Origin of the sequence: Flavobacterium tructae (genome assembly GCF_002217475.1) — a bacterium.
Lineage (GTDB): Bacteria > Bacteroidota > Bacteroidia > Flavobacteriales > Flavobacteriaceae > Flavobacterium > Flavobacterium tructae.
This window is the reverse complement of the sequence record NZ_MUHH01000017.1, coordinates 501,094-521,150: the sequence shown is the minus strand read 5'-3', so window position 1 is coordinate 521,150 and position 20,057 is coordinate 501,094. Positions and strand designations below refer to the sequence as shown.

Below are 20,057 nucleotides of genomic sequence, written 5' to 3'. Positions count from 1 at the left end.
CGTTCCTTCGGAACTCAAAAATCTTTATTCTTTATTCTTTAATCTATTCTCTTGCCTCTAGCTTCTACCTACTCTTTCTTAGCACTATGCAATCCACATTCTTTATGACTGGATTCCCACCACCATCTTCCGGCTCTGATGTCTTCGCCCGGAAAAATTGCTCTCGTACAGGGTGCGCATCCGATGCTTACAAAACCTTGTTTGTGCAAAGCATTTTGAGGAACATTGTTTTCAGACAAATAAGTTTCAACCTCTTCTAATGTCCATTTCAGTAAGGGATTGAACTTTATAATTTCGAAACCTCCGTCGTATTCAAACAATTGTAAGTCGTTTCTATTCTCGGATTGTTCTGCTCTTAAACCCGTAATCCAGACCGAATTTCCTGCCAATGCTTTTCGCAATGGAACTACTTTTCGAATAAAACAGCATTCTTTTCTGTTCTCAACCGAATCATAAAAACTATTCGGCCCTTTTAACTGAAGTAAATTTTCTATGGCTGCTGCTTCCGGGAAATAAACCTCAATTGGCTTTTTGTATTTTTTTAATGTTTTATGAAAAACATCATACGTTTCCTGAAATAACCTTCCGGTATCTAGTGTAAAAATGGCTATATCCTGATTGCTTTTTGCTATGAAATCAGTGATAACCTGATCTTCCTGTCCAAAAGATGTCGAAAAAATTACTTTCCCCGGGTATTCATTTGCTAAGAAAGCTAAGGTTTCATCCAGTGAAAAATCTTTCGTTTTATCTAATAATGATTGTATAATAGTCGCACTCATATTCTCTTTCTTTCCTTCTAAAAAATATTACAATAATTTAGATAATGTTTTAAAACTCAATAGTATTATTAAAATTCCAACTGCAATCATCATTGGCTTTCTTCTGATTTTATTTAAAAGATAAGCTCCTAATGGTGCTGCAATTACACCTCCTAAAATCAAACCTATAATAACCTGCCAGCCGTGGATTCCACCAAAAAGCATGAAGGTTAAACCGCTTGCAAATGAAATTGCAAACTCAGCTGCATTTACAGAACCTATAGTGTATCTCGGGTTTCTTCCTCTTCCTAATAAGGTTGAAGTCACAATCGGCCCCCAGCCTCCACCTCCAACAGAATCCATAAAACCTCCAAAGATGGCCAGAAATCCTAATTTTTTAGTTTTCTTTTTGATGATCTTTTTAACTAAAGCTTTTCGAATAATTATAATCGCCAGAACAATCATATAAACTGCAATAAAAGGCTTTATAATATCTCCATTAATCACATCCGATAGTAAATAAGCTCCCATTATTGAACCTAAAACCCCTGGAATTAATAAATGTTTGACCAATTTTTTATTGATATTTCCAAATCGGTGGTGAGAAAGTGCCGATGCTCCCGTGGTGAACATTTCAGAAACGTGAACCGCTGTACTGCTAATAACCGGCGGAACTCCGTATGCTAATAAAAATGATGTAGAAGTTGCTCCATATCCCATTCCTAAAGTTCCGTCTACCAATTGTGCAAAAACTCCAATAGCAAAAAATACTAAAAATTCCTGATTAAAACCGTCAACAAATGCATTCCATGAAAATTCCGCATGATGATTGTAAATCAAAGTCGCCAACAAACCTATCAGTAAAACTGCCGGTACCAAAACCCACAATCTTTCTTTAATTGTGACATCAGCCTTAATTGCTGCGGTATTTATTTTAAGCTCCTTTTCCATTCCTGTGATTTGTTTTAGCTTTAAAATCTATTACCCTATCGGGTTAGTAGATTGAATGGCAAAATTACTACTTATTTCTAAATATCAAAACAATATTTGATTTTTTTACATCCTCTTTATTTTAATAGTAACAAAAAGGAATCCATAACAATTTCCATCAATCGTTAAACGGCTCAGAAAAACATATTAAACTGTGCTACAGGACTATAACAGTGAAAATTTCATTCTTTTTTAAATAGCACTTTTAAAGTCTACCACATCCATAGGATAATTATAAAAATGTTGTTATTTTTACGGCAAATATTTATCCATGGATTTCCAAATAGGTCTTATAATTGCAGGTTTAGCAGTAGGTTTTATAGTGGGGTTAACAGGTGTTGGAGGCGGTTCTTTGATGACTCCCATTTTGTTGTGGTTTGGTATACCACCAACAACAGCGGTTGGAACAGATTTACTTTATGCTGCTTTTACTAAAGCCGGAGGGGTGTTCGTTCACAACAAAAAAGGCAATATCAATTGGAAAATTACGGGCTGGCTGACTCTCGGAAGTGTTCCTGCCGCTTTGATTACTTTATGGATTCTGAGCAGTATCAAAACCGACATTGAAACTATAAATCATGTTATCAAATACAGTTTAGGCTGGGCATTGTTATTTACTTCAGTTGCTATTATCTTTAAAAAGAAACTTTTAGAATTCTCTCAAAAACATGCCGGAGATAAATTTCACAGCGAAAGCACCACTCAAAACACACTAACTATTGCTATAGGTATTCTATTAGGCGCTACTGTAACTCTAACTTCAATTGGTGCGGGAGCTTTAGGGACTGTCACTTTATTTTTTCTTTACCCGCTACTGCCAACCCCTCGTTTAGTCGGGACTGAAATTGCACATGCCGTTCCCTTGACATTAGTTGCCGGAATCGGACACGCTTCAATGGGAAATTTAGATCTTGTCTTATTAGGACAATTATTGATGGGCTCGCTTCCGGGAATTTATATGGGAAGTATGCTGAGCGGAAAAGTTCCGGATCAATTCCTTAGAAATGCGATTGCTGTAATGCTTTTTATGGCAGGATATAAATTGATTTTCTAACATATTCCTGCTCTTTAAAATATAATCTGAATCTAAAAAGAAAAGACCATTTCATTAAAATATTGAAATGGTCTTTTTTATAGGAAATCCCGGAATGGAGATCTGATTAAAATGCAATATCTGCTAACGAGTTACTCTCCAGTATTTTAAGTGTATTATCTCTCACTTCAGTCATTAATCGGCGTGCAGCACAGGTAGATTCATCATCACAATCATCACATCTTTCGTAAAAATTATGACTGGCACAAGGTAGCAATGCGATTGGCCCTTCCAAAATTCGATAGACTTTAGCCATACTGATATCTTTAGGATCCTTTATCAGATAATAACCTCCGCCCTTTCCTTTTTTAGCTCCCAGAAATCCTGAATTCCTAAGCAGCAGCAAAATACTTTCTAAAAATTTAATCGAAATATGTTCACTTTTCGCAATTTCAGCAATTTGTACCGGCTCATTGTTTTCACGTCTGGCCAGATAAGTTAAAGCTTTGATTCCGTATTTAGTTTTCTTTGAAAGCACGTTGTATATATTTTAATTACTGATTGCTCATTTTAGACTTTTAACCCAAAACAACAATCGTCTTGTTTTTCTGCCACAAAAATAAACTTTTTAAACGAGAATAGTAATAGAACAAAATTTTAAATTCTACCAAATTGATATAGTTTAAATAAAACCTAATAAAAAACGATTTTCAACTGCATTCATTATGAGTCAAAAATCGTTATTTATTTTAAATCAACTTCTGAGTTAAATCTAAAATCAGAAATCTAAAATTATTTTAAGAAAGCGCCTGTTTCAAATCAGCAATTACATCTTCTACGGTTTCTAAACCAACAGAAACACGTACAAGACCTTGTGTAATTCCGACTGCCAATTGATCTTCTTCAGACAGCTTACTGTGTGTTGTTGAAGCAGGATGCGTCACAATCGATCTCGTATCGCCAATATTTGCAGATAACGAGCAAAGTTTTATTTTATCTAAAAATTTCCTTCCTGCTTCAATTCCGCCTTTAATTTCAAAAGCGATAATATTTCCACCCAATTTCATTTGCTTTTTGGCAATTTCATATTGTGGATGTGACTTCAAAAACGGATATTTTACACTATTCACATTTGGATGTGCCTCTAAAAACTCTGCTACTTTTAAAGCATTTTCGCAGTGTTTTTCAACGCGAACGGCCAATGTCTCTAAACTTTTTGACAAAACCCATGCATTAAACGGAGACAAAGCCGGTCCTGTATTTCTGGAGAACAAGTAAATCTGTCTGATTAAATCTTCGCTTCCAACCGTAACTCCGCCTAAAACCCTTCCCTGACCGTCAATTAATTTGGTCGCTGAATGTACTACCAAATGTGCTCCAAACTTTATAGGTTGTTGAAGGTAAGGCGTGGCAAAACAGTTATCGATAATTAAAATCAGGTTGTGTTTTTTAGCAAGATCACCTAACAATTGTAAATCGATCACATCAACACCCGGATTTGTAGGCGACTCTGCGTATAAAATTTTTGTATTCGGTTTAATGAATCCTTCAATGGTTTCCGGCTTGCTAATATCAAAATAAGAAGTTTCGATATTCCATTTTGGAAAATACGTCATAAACAAAGCATGTGTCGAGCCAAAAACACTGCTCGCAGACACGATATGATCTCCTGAATTTAATAAGGCCGCAAAAGTAGAATATACCGCTGCCATTCCGGTGGCAAAAGCATAGCCTGCCTCTGCCCCTTCCATTTTACAAATTTTGTCCACAAACTCTGTGGTATTCGGATTGCTGAAACGGCTGTAAATGTTTCTTTCTTTTTCTTCTGTAAAAGAAGCTCTCATGTCTTCGGCATCTTCAAATACAAAACTTGATGATAAGTATAATGGCACTGAATGCTCTAGATACTGACTTCTTTCTAATTGTGTCCTAATGGCTTGTGTTTCAAAACCAAATTCTTCTGTGTTCATTTTTTTTGTTTTTCTTGTTTCAAGTTTCAAGTTTTCAGCATTGTTTAAAACAAAAACTTAAAATTTAAACGGTATAACGTTATTAATTAATCTTCATTTTGAAAATTATCTAATTCTCAAATTGGCTAAAACACGAATTGCACTAATTAGCACTAATTCGCTTTTTTTATAAAATTTCACAAAGATTCACAAAGCCAAACACAGCTTTTCGCCAGAAGTTTAATGTGAATTTTCATTGTATAAAAATGGTCCAAAAATTATCTAATTATCAAACTGATTAATTATCCAATTACTTTAATTCTTCGTTGTTCAGAACCACTTTATATTTTATGGTAGCTGTAGGCTCAATTGTTTTGGAAACGGAGCAATATTTCTCAAAAGAAAGCTGGGCTGCACGTTGTGCTTTTTCAGGGTTAATATCTCCTTCTAAATAAAAAACCACATTGATTTCCTTAAAAGGTTTTGCTTCACCTACCTGCACACGCTCTCCTTCTACCTCAGCGTTAAAGGAAGTGATTTCCTGACGTTGTTTTTTTAAGATCGAAATCATATCAATGGCACTGCATCCCGCAACCCCCATCAATACTAATTCCATTGGACTTGGACCTAAATCACTTCCGCCAAATTCGGCTCTGCTGTCAACATCCACTACATGACCACGTTCGTTTTTAAGTTTAAAATGAAACGCGTCATTTACTCTGTTCAAAGTTACTTTCATTGTGTTGTTATTTTTTTTTATTTTTTATTCTTTGCAATCTTGTCATTTCGATGTAAAGAGAAATCACATTAGATTGTCGACAAAGATTAGAATTCTTCGTTGCGGAATTCCTTGTGTGATTTCTCCTTACATCGAAATGACAAATCAGAAATCTAAAATCTGTAATCTAAACTCTTAAATCTAAAACCTCCTTACCCTTTATCTGACAATCTCAAAATATCACCAAATACTCCTCTCGCTGTTACAGCAGAGCCTGCACCTGCTCCCTGGATTACGATTGGACGGTCTCCGTAAGACTCTGTATAAATTTCAAAGAAAGAATCAGATCCTTTTAATCCGCCTAAGGCAGTATCAGAAGGCACTGAAACTAATTTTACTTCCAAAATTCCTTTGTCGCTTTGCAAATCTCCCGACAATTCACCAATGTATCTCAATACATGATTTGGCTTTTGATCGGCTTTTATTTTTTCATAAATCGGATCGAATTCTTTCAATTTCGTTAAGAAATCACCAACGTTTCCTTCACGCAAATGCTCCGGAATTAAATTCTGAATCGAGATTTCTTCAAATTCATTCTGCAAGTCTAATTCTCTTGCCAGAATCAATAATTTTCTTCCCACATCATTTCCGCATAAATCCTCACGAGGGTCCGGTTCTGTGTATCCGTTATCAATCGCTTCCTGCAAAATCTCACTAAACGGAACGTCTTTTGCCGAAAAATTATTGAATAAATAACTTAGTGTTCCGGAGAATACTCCTTTTATTTTGGTGATGTTTTCTCCTGAAAGGTGTAATAATTTAATAGTATCAATTAATGGCAATCCGGCACCAACATTGGTTTCGTACAAATAATTCTTCTGATTTTCGGCTAAAGATTTTCTCAATTCTTTATAAAAACCATAACTTAGTGTATTGGCTACTTTGTTAGAAGAGATCAAATCGAAACTGCTCTCCACCAGCGGAATATAATTCTCAACAAATTTTGCACTGGCTGTATTATCAATCGCAATCAGGTTTTCTAAATGATGTTGATTCGCATAAGCAATAATATCCTGAATAGTATAGGCAAGTCCTTCCTTTTCAATATCTGTTTTCCAGTTCGAACTTACTCCGTTTTTATCTAAAAGTACTTTTTTGGAATTGGCAATTGCAAAAACATTCAGTCTCACATCTTTTCTTTTCTCGATAGCGTCAGTCGATTCTAAAATCTGATTGATTAAAGTTCCTCCCACTAATCCATGACCAATAATGGCAATATTGATTTTTTTGGAAACTCCAAAAATCTCTCCGTGAATTACGTTTAAGGCTTTATGTAGTTCAGATTTTTTAACAACCAAACTCACATTTTTACCCGTAACGGTGTTATTGAACAAAATCGGAACAATTTTATTTTTAATTAATGCCGTATAGGGTTTATGAAAAGTACTCAAATCCTGACCGATAATCGAAATTACCGAAACATTATCGGTTACCGTAATTTGATTTACATCTTTAGAATAGAAGTCATTTTCGAATTCTTTTTCCAGTTCAACCATTGCCAATGTAGCCTTGTCGGTTGCCACCACGAGACCAATGCCTCGCTCTGAAGAACCTTGCGAAATAATACTCACACTGATGTTGTGATCGCCCATTACTTTAAAAATTCGGGCATCTACACCTGCTTTCCCAAGTAATCCACGGCCCTCCAGATTCACCAGAGACACATTTTCTAAAACAGAAAGTGTTTTAATTCCTTCTTTAGCTGAATCAGAGGTAATTAAAGTCCCGCGATTTTCATGATTAAAGGTATTTAAAATACGAAGCGGGATATTTTTTTCCAGTAACGGAATGATTGTTTTCGCATGTAAAATTGTAGCGCCAAAATTGGCTAATTCATTCGCCTCATTAAACGACAGGAATTCTATCTTTTTAGCATCGGCAACCAAATCAGGATTTGCGGTGTAAATTCCGTCAACATGTGTAAAATTCTGCAATTCTTCTGCATTCAGGTAGTTTGCAATTAGCGACGCGGTATAGTTACTTCCGTTTCTTCCTAAAGTGGTTGTATCGTTGTTATTGTTAGATCCAATAAAACCAGTTACGATGTTAACCGTTGAACCGTTGTGTTCTTTAAAATAATTGATTACATTTTTCTTAGAAAGCTGTTCCAAAGGCTGTGCATCACCAAATTTAGAATCGGTTTTCAACAATTCTCTTGAATCGACAAAATTTGCCGGAACTCCTTTTCCGATTAGAATAGCTGTCAGCAATTTAGCCGAAAGTAATTCTCCTTTTGATAAAATCTGATCTTTAATTTTATTGCTGTAATCACCAATCAGGCTTACTCCTTCAAAAAGTTTCTCGAGCACATTAAATTCTTCAGATAAATCGACCTGAGGATAATCTGAGATCTGATACGCTTTAAAATTCTCAAATAACGGTTTATAATTACCGTTTTTCGCAGCAATTTTTAAAATGTATTCTAACTCGTCTGTTGCATTTCCGCGGGCCGAAACCACAACAGCTATTTTTTCATTCTGCTGTACTTTATCCGTAATAATTGAAACTACTTTATTAAGTCCTTCTCCGTTTGATAACGATTTACCGCCAAATTTTAATATTTTCATTTTATTTTTCTATTGTTTCTGCCTTAAAAATATCGGCAAGTAAATGATCTAATTGTTTGTACTCGATTAAAAAAGCATCATGTCCGTGAACCGAATCTATTTCACTGTAAGAAACATTGTCTTTGAACTTTTTTAATTCCTGAAAAGTCTCCCGATTTTCTTTGGGTATAAAAAACAAGTCCGAATTGATTCCGATAATATGAATCGCAGCGTCTGTTTTAGATAACAAAGTCTCGAAATTCTCTCTGTTTCTGGTGATGTCTATGGTTTTTAGCAATTGGTTCATGAGTTTGTAAGAAGCCAATTGGTATCTTTTCTGTAGTTTTTCACCATGATGTGCCAACCAGCTTTCGATATTAAAAACAGGACGGTTGGTATTGATGGTACGTTGAAATTTCTCTTTGAAGGATTCCGGAGACCTGTAACACAACATAGCATGAATTCTGGCATCTTCTATAGGTTTTGAAGAATTGTTCAAAATTTGCTCTTGTAAATAACAATTGGCGATCATCCAGTCGGTCGACTTCCAATCTGTTGCAATGGGAATTAGATTTTGAGTAATATGGGGTTCTAATGCAAGAATTTCCCAGGCGATGCCACCACCAACAGAACCTCCGATAATGGTATGTAGTTGGTGAATATTTAAAAGCTCCAGACCTTTAATAAAAATACGGGCAATATCTCTGGTAGTGAAATCCTGGTAATTTTCGATGATAAAGGAATCATTTCCGTTTCCCGGCACATTAAAAGCCAGTACGGTAAATTTATGGGTATCGATTGTTTTTTCTTCCCCAATAAGGTCATTCCACCAGCCGTTTGCTCCGGTGACCTCTGCATTCCCTGTCAAAGCATGATTAACGAGAACAATAGGCGCACTATACAATGGTAAACCGGAAAGTGTAAAACTTAAGGGTAATGATGAGTAGGACACACCACTTTCGGTGATGAATTCCTGAATTATAATGGGATTTGGTATATTTTCCAATTTCAAATCTTTTTAATTTTGATTTGTATGTGGAAATATTAGAAAGAAAGTCTAGAGTGAAACCAGAAAATTTCTTGTTGTTATCTTTCCACGTTTGGGCGTGGTAGAATGCAGCACCTTCTTCGATTTAACGAAGGGTTGCTAAGGATTCATCGGGTCTAATCCCTCGTCCTTTCTTTATAACATTTCAATACGTTTTTGAACTTAAAGGTGCAAATTAACTACTAATTTCTCAAACAAACAAATTTTATCGAAACTGATTCCTCAATTTCTTAAACATAATTCAAACAAAAACTAGTGTACGCAAAAAATTACCGAACAATTTGCCCAGTAAAATTAAGCAGGTTTCCCTCTATTTTATGATGCTTTTAGATTTAAATAAAAAGCGTTTCATTTTCTTTTGAATACATCAAAAACAATAATGAATCCGGATTTTTTTTCTCCGCTTTTTTATTTGTTTCAGTCACCCCGAATCTTGAATCGGTCAATTCATTTGTTGGCGGTGCATTGTTTCTTTTAGCTCTAATGTTTTTCAATGTTGAAAAAGTCTTTGTTAGGTAGTTTATTGTGCTCATGACATTTAAGTTTATGTTAGTTTGCGTGTTATTATCTTTATTTTATGTTTATTTCTTTGTTATCGTAACCAAATGGAATAAAAAAACCCTTTTGGATTTTTAATACCAAAAGGGTTCAAGTTTTTTACAACTTATATATACTTTTAGTATCAACAGACGCATACACAAATACGTGCGACGTTAAACATCTTGTTCATCTGTAGGGACTTATTCATCTGGGACTTAATTGCTATTTTAAAAAATTCTTGCATTTTTTCTATTTTAATAAACTTCTTTAAACTTTAGAAATATTTCTAATTTACTCTTTTTTAAATCAACAGAGTACAAAACTTTTGCCTCAATCGATGTAACTTTCATTCAGAATACTAAATTATTTCTTCTTTAGCTTTGAAGTCTTACAAATTTGCGAATATTTTATCAATTACGCAAGTGAGACTCAATAAATTAATCCCAAAAAACGTTAAAAAGCGACCTTTTTAGGTTAAAAAACATCTTACAAAATTAACATATCAATATTTAAAAGATAAATCCTACGAAAAATAACTTAAAAACTTTCCTGTTTCATTATATCAAAGAACAACTTACTAGTATTTCGAAACCACTTACAACCAGACTGCTTCTTTATTTTTGATCTTTTCGGCTACTTTTAAAATATCTGTAATTACACCCCTTGAAATGGCTTGCTTACAGGCCGAAGCACTTTGAATCACAATTGGAACAGCTGCATACGATTGTGTATAAATTTCGAAAATGGTATCTGAGCCTTTCAACTGACCTATTGCTGAAGTAATAGGTTCTGAAACCAGTTTGACTTCTAATGTATTTTTTACAACATCAAATTCTCCCACGTATCGCAGTACATGATCATCTGCCTGACTAATTTTAGCAATCTTAAACGATCGATCGATTGCTTCTTTATTCAGAATGCCGTTTTGCTCCAGATGCTCTTCATTAATAAGGGAGTTAATTTTTATATCTGACAGCTCAAAATCTTTTCCAATTTCTCTCGTGAGAATCAGTAATTTTCGGGCTGTATCATTTCCGGATAAATCCTCTTTAAAGGTAGAACGCATTAAACCGAGTAAACTTGCATCTTTTAATAAAGAAGAGAAGGTTGTATCTTCGGCAGCAAAGCGATTAAAAACATAACTCAGATTATCTGAAAAAACACCACGAATCTTTGTGATTTTTTCGCCTGAATAATACAAGTCTCTCAAAGTTTGTAAAACCGGGAATCCGGTATCTACTGAGGTTTCATACAAAAACTCTTTGTCGTACTTTTTAAGGTTTGACCTGATCTCTTTGTACAAATCAATCGGCAATGTATTGGCTTTTTTATTTACCGCTACAATATTAAACCCATTTTCGATCAATGTGTTGTAGTGATGTATTAATTCATCGCTCGCAGTGGCATCTACAGCGATTAAATTTTCAAATTCATTTTCTTTGGCAAATTCAATAATATCCTGAACCTTAAAAGGAACGGCCAATTCCAGAAAATTGGTTTCCCAAGCATATCCTACGCCTTCTTTCTCGAAAAAAGCTACAGTTGAATTGGTGATAATTGGAAAGTGAAAATCGATATTCTTACTTTTGAGAAAAAACTCCTGACTTTCAATAATTTGATTGATCAAAGTACTCCCTATATTTCCAATTCCAAAAAGGATGATATTTATTTTAAGCTTTGACATAATTTTACTTTTTAATTTTTAAACCTTATAACTATTTTAAGTACACTGTAGCACTCTACATTAAACCTCAACACCTATAAGGTTTAAAACTTTTATACTGATTTGCTTTTTATAAAAAATCACCTCTAGCAGAACTCACGCTGCTAAAGGCAATTTTTCAAACAAAAAACAAAAAAACCTAGTTTTTATTAATGCTGTATTGTGACTCGGTCACGCTTGCAAAAACAGTTTGCAAGTCAGCAATTAAATCTTCTATATCTTCCAGTCCAACGGAAAGTCGAACCAGATCTTTTGAAACTCCCGTTTCTAATTGTTCGGCATCAGACAATTGCTGATGCGTTGTACTTGCAGGATGAATGATTAATGACTTGGTATCGCCAATGTTGGCCAGAAGCGAGAAAAGTTTGGTTTCATCTACCACTTTTTTGGCTGCTTCAAAACCTCCTTTTAATCCAAAGGTAACGACACCACTTTGCCCTTTTGGCAAGTACTGCTGTGACAGGTCATAATATTTATTGTTTTTTAAGCCCGGATAATTCACCCAGGCTACTTCTTCCTGTTTTTCTAGCCAGGAAGCCAAAGCCAAAGCATTTTCGCTGTGTTTTTGAATTCGGATTGGTAAAGTCTCTAATCCCTGAATGATCTGGAAAGCATTAAACGGACTCAAAGCTGCTCCAAAATCACGTAATCCTTCGATTCTGGCTTTAGCAATGAAAGCGGCATTTCCTAAAGCTTCGTGATACACTAAGCCATGATATCCCGGTGAAGGTTCTGTGAACTCAGGAAATTTACCATTGGCCCAGTCAAAAGTTCCGGCGTCGATAATGGCTCCTCCTAATGAGGTTCCGTTTCCTGAAATATATTTGGTAAGGGAGTGAATGACAATGTCTGCTCCGTAAGCAATCGGATTTAATAAATACGGAGTAGCTACTGTATTGTCTACAATAAAAGGAACCTTAAATTTTTTAGCTTCTGCTGAAATCGCTTTCAGATCGAGCACATCTAATTTTGGGTTTCCTAAAGATTCAACAAAAAATGCCCGTGTGTTTTCTTTGGCAGCTTTAGTGAAATTTTCGGGTTTTGAAGGATCTACAAAGGTAGTTGTGATCCCTAACCGCGGTAAAGTTACACTCAATAAATTATACGTTCCTCCGTACAAACTATTTGAAGCCACAATATGATCTCCTGCTTTTAGCAAAGTCAATAAAGATGTGGAAATTGCAGAGGCTCCTGAGGCTGTAACTACTGCCCCAATTCCACCTTCAAGCGCCGCAAGACGTTGTTCCAAAACATCATTTGTAGGGTTATTTAATCGGGTGTAAATGAATCCGGCTTCAGCAAGACCAAATAAATTGGCTGCATGATCTGAATTGTTAAAAACATACGATGATGTCTGGTAAATTGGAACTGCTCTGGTTCCTGCATTTTTAGTAACATCGTGTCCTGCGTGTAGTGCGTTTGTGGCAAATTTTTGTGTGCTCATGATTTCTTAGTTTTAGGTATTGTTTATAGCTTTTGGTTTATTCTTTAATTATTACAGTCGTTTTTATATCTCAAATAAAAAGATCTTCTTCTTCATGCAGGTACATTTGGAAAAGCAGAGAATTTGATTCACTCGAATAAAGCTCTCCTTTTATTTTAGCTGTATTCACTTTTCTATTTTTAACTGCAGCTGCAAATCGTTTATAATCGGTTTTCAATCTGTATAAAATCTCTCTTACTATAATATGTAGTGTTTTCATGATACTTGTTTTAGTTTCGGAATTAAAAAAGCCCTTTCGGATGGCGACCAAAAGGGCTTATAGTTCTAACTATAACAAAGATTTACTCTTTCACTTTTGGTAACAGCAATTTGGGATGCACATTTGCATCATCTCACAACACATCATCATACTATTTGCTATTGTTTTCATTTTTATTTTATTTAAAATTAATGTCTTTTTTAATTCTACTAATTCTATAGAGTAAATGTAATAAGTATTTTCCTAACTACCAAATTAAATATCAATATTTAATGTAAAATTTTTATTACTCCCTGTAAATGCAGGCATTATAGTTATGAAAAAAATAAAAAACAGCCACAGATTAAGGGATTAATATGATTATCAGATCAACGTAAATCCGTTTAATCCTTATAATCTGTGGCTAATATTATGGTCTTAGAACTTAAAACTCAATCTGGCGAAACCAAATCTTCCGTTTAATCCAAATTGTGATACTGCTCTGGAATAAGCAAACTGATTGGCGTTGCTTAAATCTGTACTTGGTGCAGGCGACAAGGTTGGCGTTGTATTGGTAAAAGCAGGTGTTGCTGGATTATTTCGGTCCGGATAAACATCTCCTATATTATTGAAACCAACTGTGAATCTGAATTTCTCGTTAATCTGATATCCAAAAGACAAATCGGTAACCAATTTAGCGCTGTATTCAGGATGTTCGTAAACAGAAGATGATCCGTCTAAATTTACATCTGTTGCTCCCGGATCTGTCACTGCTCCGAAATAACTGTTTCTTAAATAAATGTCCAGTTTTTTGATACTAAACGTAGTCGTCAAATTTGCTTTCAATTTTGGAATGGCTTCTTCTAAATAAATTCGGCTTGACTCCGGAAAGAATGAATATTTAAAAGGCTCTCCACCCGCATTGATGATCGATTGAGGAACATTTAATTCTCCTACCCTTTTGGTGGTATTGTAGCTCAACGCAAAATCATTTCTGATCGTGAAATCCGGAATAACATTGTATTTATGTGAAATTACAACATCAATACCTTTCGTTTCAGAGTTGATTCCGTTGGTCCAGAACGAAGCTCTTTCCACACCTTTTAAATCAAAGGCCTGTTGAAATAAAGTTAAGGCATCTTTTTGTTCCGGCGATGTTGCTCCATTTATCTGTGCATCTGTTGGTCTTGCATACTGCCCGGTTAATACTACTCTGTCGTCGATTCTGGTAAAATAAGCATCTGTTGCAATGGTAATGTTTGCTTCAGGAATCTTGAATGTAAATCCGGTACTGATACTTTTTGATTTCTCCGCTTTTAAGTTTTCAACCCCAATACTTTTGGCTGCTTGTGAATCGTTTGTAAAGTAACCCACCTGATAAGGAGAACCGTTTATGAACTGAGTGGAACTGCTTTCAAAATATTTTTGCTGTAAGGAAGGAGCTCTAAAACCTGTTTGTCCTGAAATCCTCCAGTTGATATTGTCTGTTAATTTCAAAAGAGACGCCAGTTTAAAGGTAACGGTACTTCCAAAATCAGAATAGTTCTCGTAACGCGCTGCTCCGTTTAGAAGCCAGTTTTCTGTTGCATTTAATTCTAAATCTACATAAGCCGCACCACTTTTTCTGTCCTTAACTTTAGCATCTGAAGGCTGAAACCCCGAGAATCCTTGTGCTCCGGCTCCACGCTTATTCCCGAAAAAGTCGGTTACGATTAAAGGCGAATTGCTTGGCAAAATTCCAGGAACCAAATTTCCGTTGGTATCATACAATCCGTAAGAAGCTTCTTCTCCCTGTTGAATCTGATAATTTTCATATCTGAATTCTCCACCAAAGGCAACATTCAGGCCGTTTAAAACATCGTACTTTTTACTTAAATCCAAGTTGGTTGTACTTTGCAAAAACGAAACTTTACCGGCATAAAAACTCGAAGCCGAATTGGTTCCCAAAGTAGCATTAATAGTATTGTTCACATCATATTTAAAAGAGTTTGTTCCGAGGTTTGTACTGATATCGGTGTCAAAACCGAATAATTCTGTTGTAGCTCCAACTGCTGCAGAAGCATCTAAGATTGAAGATTCTATTTCCGGTAAAAATCCATTTTGATATACCTGTGTAAAAGTTCCTGAACCGTTTGGAAGCCTGTTAAAAGCATACGATCTACCATTTCTATAAGACAAACCTCCAAATGAATATAGAGATGTTGTTTCTGTTAACGGATACTTTGTATTGTAATATAATTGTCCAGATGCTAATTCCGACTGACCTACACTCATATTATAGTCGCTTCTTTCCTGACCTCTGTACGCCAATTCATTATTGGTTACATCAAAATTCAAAGCAGTCTGCATTTGTGCAATAGTACCTGCCGAAGCAATAGCATTTTGCTGTGCCGGTGTAAAATAACCCACCTGTGGTGCATACTGTTTCAGCGAATTCAAAATTTGCGCTGAATTTGGGGTATTATTAATATTACTGAAAAATGAATTAATGTTCACACCGTTCTGAGCTGCTCTGTTCTCGACAGCATTGTAGGCATTAAAAATTGCGTTGCTTCTAATTCCCGCACGGCTTGTTGCCTGTCTGGTCACAGCGCTACCGGTAACATTAAGGAAACTCCCTGCTTTACCCAAAGAAGTTCCGTAATTTAAATCAACTTGCAGATTTTGACCATCGGCTCCTCCTTTAAAATTATTCGATCCCGAAGATAAGTTGGTACCATACTGTATGCCTCCTGAAAGATAGTTGGCATTTTTTTTCAATACGATATTAATAACTCCCGCAATCGCATCCGAACCGTACTGAGCCGCTGCACCGTCACGTAAAACCTCGATTCTTTCAATGGCAAATGAAGGTATGGCATTTAAATCTGTTCCTACAGATCCTCTTCCCGGCGATCCATTAATGTTGACTAATGAACTTGTATGTCTTCGTTTTCCATTTACCAAAATCAAAACCTGATCCGGCCCTAAACCTCTTAACTGTGCCGGATCAACGTGGTCTGTCGCATCTGCTGTAGAAGTTGCGTTACTCGTAAAAGAAGGTGCCACATAATTTAAAATTTGGGTTACGCTGGTTTGGGGTGCTCCTTTTGTTATTTCCGAAATATTAAAAACATCAACCGGAACCGGTACATCTGTTTTTACTCTGTTTTTGCTGCGCGACCCTACAATGGTCACTTCGGTCAATTCATTATTTTTTAAACTGTCCTGTTCTTTTTTATTCTCCTGCGCATAAATGCCCGAAAAGGTCAAAAGACTTAAAGCTACTACTACATTCTTTTTCATTACTTTTTTCTGGTTTTATATTGTTTTCTGACTTAAAAAGTGATTTACAATCCGGTTTCTTTTTGGAACAAAAAAACCCCTGCGAGCGGCAGAGGTTCTATATGTATATTTCTTAAAAAAAACTACAACAGTGTCTCTGCGGAAGGCTCCGGCATCATACATGACATATTGCAAATCGTTAATTTCATTTTTTGTTTTATTTTGATGGGGCAAATTTGCGAACTATTTTTTAATCAGCCAAACAAAAACCAAAATAATTTCTATTACCCTATCAAAATAGTATGATATGTTAAATTTCTGCTTCTAAAATCAAAAAAATGAAAAGTTTAATTTGCAAATCAAAATGGTTTTATACCTTTGCACGCGAATACAAGAGGAAAAATTTGAACTGATTGCAACCTCTTCATAATGAAACGGTTCGTTATGGGTACTGAAACATAGATTTCGGTAGTAAAAAATGCTAAAGCAGAAATTCTCCTTTAGCCCTTTTTAGCAATTATTTTTTCTCGCTTAATTTTAAATTTAATACATTATTATGGCTTATTTATTTACGTCAGAATCTGTTAGTGAAGGGCATCCAGACAAAGTTGCAGATCAAATTTCGGATGCATTAATTGATAACTTTTTGGCATTTGATGCTGACTCAAAAGTAGCTTGTGAAACTCTGGTTACTACTGGTCAGGTAATTTTAGCTGGTGAAGTAAAATCGAATACTTATCTTGATGTGCAGCAAATTGCTCGCGAAGTAATCCGTAAAATTGGATATACTAAAAGCGAATATATGTTTGAGGCTAATTCTTGTGGAATTCTTTCGGCAATTCATGAGCAATCAGCAGATATTAATCAAGGAGTTGACAGAGCTAAGCCGGAAGAGCAAGGTGCTGGAGACCAGGGAATGATGTTTGGTTATGCAACTAACGAAACTGAAAACTTCATGCCATTGGCACTTGATTTGTCTCATAAATTATTACAGGAGTTAGCTATCTTAAGACGTGAAAATAAGGAGATCACTTATTTACGTCCTGATGCAAAATCACAGGTAACTTTAGAGTACAGTGACGATAATAAACCAACTCGTATTGATGCAATTGTAATCTCAACTCAACACGATGATTTTGATGAAGAAGCGGCAATGCTTGCTAAAATCAAAAAAGATATTATCGAAATTTTGATTCCAAGAATCATTGCTAAAAATCCAGCTCACGCGCATTTATTCAATGATAAAATCAACTACCACATTAATCCAACTGGGAAATTCGTTATTGGAGGACCTCACGGAGATACTGGTTTAACAGGAAGAAAAATTATTGTGGATACTTACGGTGGAAAAGGCGCTCACGGTGGTGGTGCATTCTCAGGAAAAGATCCAAGTAAAGTAGACAGAAGTGCGGCTTATGCAACACGTCATATCGCTAAAAACTTAGTAGCAGCAGGTATTGCTGATGAGATTTTAGTACAGGTTTCTTACGCAATCGGAGTTGCTGAGCCAATGGGTATTTTTATTGATACTTACGGAACTTCTAAAGTAAACTTAACAAATGGTGAAATCGCTAAAAAAGTAGAAGCTATCTTTGATATGCGTCCTTACTTTATCGAGCAGCGTTTGAAATTGAGAAACCCTATTTACAGTGAAACTGCTGCTTACGGACACATGGGACGTAAACCGGAAACTGTAACTAAAACTTTCTCTGCTCCGGGTGGAAACGAAAAAACAGTTACTGTTGAATTGTTTACTTGGGAAAAACTTGATTTTGTTGACCAGGTAAAAGCTGCTTTCGGATTATAGATCTTAGATTATTAGACTAGCTTGGATTTTTAGATTGTTAGATAATAACTATTTATTCTTAAACATAAAAAAACCGGTTTTTTTATGTTAATAGCTGACGGCCTTCGTTATTCGGCGAAATCCACATTTTATTTCAACGCGGATGACGCGGATTTAATATTTGAAAACTATCGAATTAGTTGACAATAAAAAAGGCTTTCTGAAATTTTAGAAAGCCTTTTTTAAGTTCTTTTCTAGTTAAAAATCAAGAAAAAATCCGTTTTTATCCGCGTTTTCGCAATAGCGAATCCGCGTCATCCGCGTCTAAAATTCAACGCAAACCACTATTTCCTATCGTTCTAATTGTACGTTGGGTAATGTTTTCGGACGACCTGCATCATTCGATAAAATCCAGCCTGTGCGATACATCCATTCGGTCATTTTGTGCAATTTTACAAAATCAATGTTTTCAGACTCATCCATTGGTGTATGATATTGACTGTGCAAAACACTGGTATAAAAAACAGACGGAATTCCTCTTCTTGCATAAGGCAAATGGTCGGAACGGAAATAAAAATACTCCGGATGTTCCGGTCTGTCCCAAAGTTTATCCAGATCAAATTTAGGACCCTCGTCGTTTGCTTTTTTGGCAATTGCAACCAGATCAGATGAGTTTTCATGAGGAGAACTAGACCCCAATAGCGCTGCCTGATTGACGTTGTTTCTTCCGATCATATCTCCGTTTAATACGGCAACAATATCTTTTTCAGGAACTGTAGTGTGCGAAGCATACCATCTTGAACCTAATAATCCTCTTTCTTCTGAACCATGAAACACAAATAAGGAAGTTCTTTTACCAGGCTGCTTTTTATAAGCTCTCGCAATGGCCAACATAGCTACACAGGTACTGGCATTATCATCGGCTCCGTTGTAAATAGAGTCCTGTCCGTATTTTTGTCTTACCCCGTCGTGATCCTGATGTCCGCTAAAAAGAACAAATTCGTTTTTCAGTTTAGGATCTGTTCCTTCAATTTTACCTACAACATTAACCGAAGGATATTTATAAGTTTCTGAAATCACTTCAGTTGATAAAAGATCTTTAGTGTTTTTTAGGTATTCTAACTGATCGTTGTGAACCCAAAAAACTGGCATTGTAGCACCAATTTTATCCCGAAAACCTTCAATTCCATAAATTCCTCTTGTCATTTGTGGTTCCACCTGAGACCAGCTTTGTTCTGCTAACTCATCAGCAACCATAATCAGAGCTGTTGCTCCCTTTTTTACCACAAGATCATAATATTTGTTTCGAACCAAACCCGGGTAACGTCTGTCGAATAACGAAATATCATCTGCTATTCCTTCTTTGGAAGCTAATAATACAACTGCCTTTCCTTTGACATCCGCTTTTTCAATTGCTTCTTTTGTGGCTGCACCTAAATAAAGCAATGGTGCATCTACTTTAATGTTGGTCGTTTCTGCTACCAGAACATCTTTCCACAGTTTATATTCTTTTTGACCAATTTTAAATTTTGTATTGGGTGTTACCTGATGCCTGTACAAATCAAAAAACTGAAAATAAGTTCCATCATCACCTGCCGGAGTCATTCCGGCTTCTTTGGCTTTATTGGCGAGCCACATTGATACTTTTAATTCATCTAAAGTTCCAGCTTCACGACCGTTAAAATGATCTCCGGCCATCTGGTACATATCGGTTTTTAAATCTTTATCTGTAATTGCTGAAACTAAAGGTTTCTTAACTGCCTGCGAAAAAACTACTCCTCCGTAAGCAATCAAAACGAGCATCATTTTATTTTTCATACGTTTAAATTTAGTATTCCAAACTTAGTGATTTAAAGAGAATAAAAAGCGGCTCAGGCTCTTAAACATTACCGAAATGCAAAATCAGCAAAATGGCAGTATTCTTTTTTTAGCATTACTATTTTTATTTGTTTATCTCTTA

General features: G+C 35.6%; 15 protein-coding genes and 1 riboswitch. Of the genes, 2 read left to right on the top strand and 13 right to left on the bottom strand.

What is annotated here, in order from left to right; all coding sequences use genetic code 11:
- Positions 1-68: 68 nt before the first annotated feature.
- Together B0A80_RS07235 and B0A80_RS07230 are read right to left on the bottom strand one after the other, a co-directional pair.
- Entirely contained in the window at positions 69-779 is a 711-nt protein-coding gene (locus tag B0A80_RS07235; RefSeq protein ID WP_089076857.1) for a phosphoadenylyl-sulfate reductase, read from the bottom strand.
- 27 nt (positions 780-806) lie between these two features.
- Positions 807-1,709 (bottom strand): sulfite exporter TauE/SafE family protein, encoded by a 903-nt coding sequence (locus B0A80_RS07230; protein ID WP_089076856.1) that lies wholly within the window; start codon positions 1,707-1,709, stop codon positions 807-809.
- Between the two features lie 310 nt (positions 1,710-2,019).
- On the opposite strand from B0A80_RS07230, the gene B0A80_RS07225 reads away from it, so the two are divergent.
- Positions 2,020-2,802, top strand: a complete 783-nt coding sequence (locus B0A80_RS07225; protein ID WP_089076855.1) for a sulfite exporter TauE/SafE family protein — start codon at positions 2,020-2,022, stop codon at positions 2,800-2,802.
- Between the two features lie 106 nt (positions 2,803-2,908).
- On the opposite strand, the gene B0A80_RS07220 is transcribed toward B0A80_RS07225, so the two are convergent.
- From B0A80_RS07220 to B0A80_RS07175, 10 genes are all read right to left on the bottom strand, one after another.
- Entirely contained in the window at positions 2,909-3,319 is a 411-nt protein-coding gene (locus B0A80_RS07220) for an RrF2 family transcriptional regulator (protein WP_008466594.1), read from the bottom strand.
- 259 nt (positions 3,320-3,578) lie between these two features.
- Positions 3,579-4,751 carry a trans-sulfuration enzyme family protein gene (locus tag B0A80_RS07215; RefSeq protein ID WP_070906559.1) on the bottom strand — a complete coding sequence of 391 codons (1,173 nt, stop codon included), beginning with the start codon at positions 4,749-4,751 and terminating at the stop codon, positions 3,579-3,581.
- Between the two features lie 289 nt (positions 4,752-5,040).
- The gene (locus tag B0A80_RS07210) at positions 5,041-5,469 is read right to left on the bottom strand and encodes an OsmC family protein (RefSeq protein WP_017497290.1); all 429 of its coding nucleotides are present in this window, start codon (positions 5,467-5,469) and stop codon (positions 5,041-5,043) included.
- Positions 5,470-5,660: 191 nt separating this feature from the next.
- Entirely contained in the window at positions 5,661-8,075 is a 2,415-nt protein-coding gene (gene thrA, locus B0A80_RS07205) for a bifunctional aspartate kinase/homoserine dehydrogenase I (protein ID WP_089076854.1), read from the bottom strand.
- A 1-nt stretch (position 8,076) separates the two neighbouring features.
- Positions 8,077-9,060 (bottom strand): alpha/beta fold hydrolase, encoded by a 984-nt coding sequence (locus tag B0A80_RS07200; RefSeq protein WP_233430722.1) that lies wholly within the window; start codon positions 9,058-9,060, stop codon positions 8,077-8,079.
- Positions 9,061-9,137: 77 nt separating this feature from the next.
- Positions 9,138-9,246, bottom strand: a riboswitch (SAM riboswitch).
- A 188-nt stretch (positions 9,247-9,434) separates the two neighbouring features.
- Entirely contained in the window at positions 9,435-9,635 is a 201-nt protein-coding gene (locus B0A80_RS07195) for a hypothetical protein (protein WP_026110069.1), read from the bottom strand.
- Between the two features lie 602 nt (positions 9,636-10,237).
- Positions 10,238-11,326: a homoserine dehydrogenase family protein gene (locus B0A80_RS07190; RefSeq protein WP_089076852.1), complete on the bottom strand. Its 1,089-nt coding sequence runs from the start codon at positions 11,324-11,326 to the stop codon at positions 10,238-10,240.
- Between the two features lie 178 nt (positions 11,327-11,504).
- Positions 11,505-12,809 (bottom strand): O-acetylhomoserine aminocarboxypropyltransferase/cysteine synthase family protein, encoded by a 1,305-nt coding sequence (locus tag B0A80_RS07185; protein WP_070905885.1) that lies wholly within the window; start codon positions 12,807-12,809, stop codon positions 11,505-11,507.
- Positions 12,810-12,879: 70 nt separating this feature from the next.
- Positions 12,880-13,068, bottom strand: coding sequence for a hypothetical protein (locus B0A80_RS07180; RefSeq protein WP_089076851.1), 189 nt, complete (start codon positions 13,066-13,068; stop codon positions 12,880-12,882).
- Positions 13,069-13,485: 417 nt separating this feature from the next.
- Positions 13,486-16,332: a TonB-dependent receptor plug domain-containing protein gene (locus B0A80_RS07175; RefSeq protein ID WP_089076850.1), complete on the bottom strand. Its 2,847-nt coding sequence runs from the start codon at positions 16,330-16,332 to the stop codon at positions 13,486-13,488.
- Positions 16,333-16,867: 535 nt separating this feature from the next.
- Here B0A80_RS07175 and metK point away from each other — a divergent pair.
- Positions 16,868-18,118, top strand: coding sequence for a methionine adenosyltransferase (metK, locus tag B0A80_RS07165; protein WP_070905889.1), 1,251 nt, complete (start codon positions 16,868-16,870; stop codon positions 18,116-18,118).
- A 330-nt stretch (positions 18,119-18,448) separates the two neighbouring features.
- Here the strand turns inward: metK and B0A80_RS07160 are convergent, their stop codons facing one another.
- A complete protein-coding gene (locus tag B0A80_RS07160; protein WP_089076848.1) occupies positions 18,449-19,915 on the bottom strand; it encodes a M28 family metallopeptidase in 1,467 nt (488 codons plus the stop codon).
- Positions 19,916-20,057 lie beyond the last annotated feature (142 nt).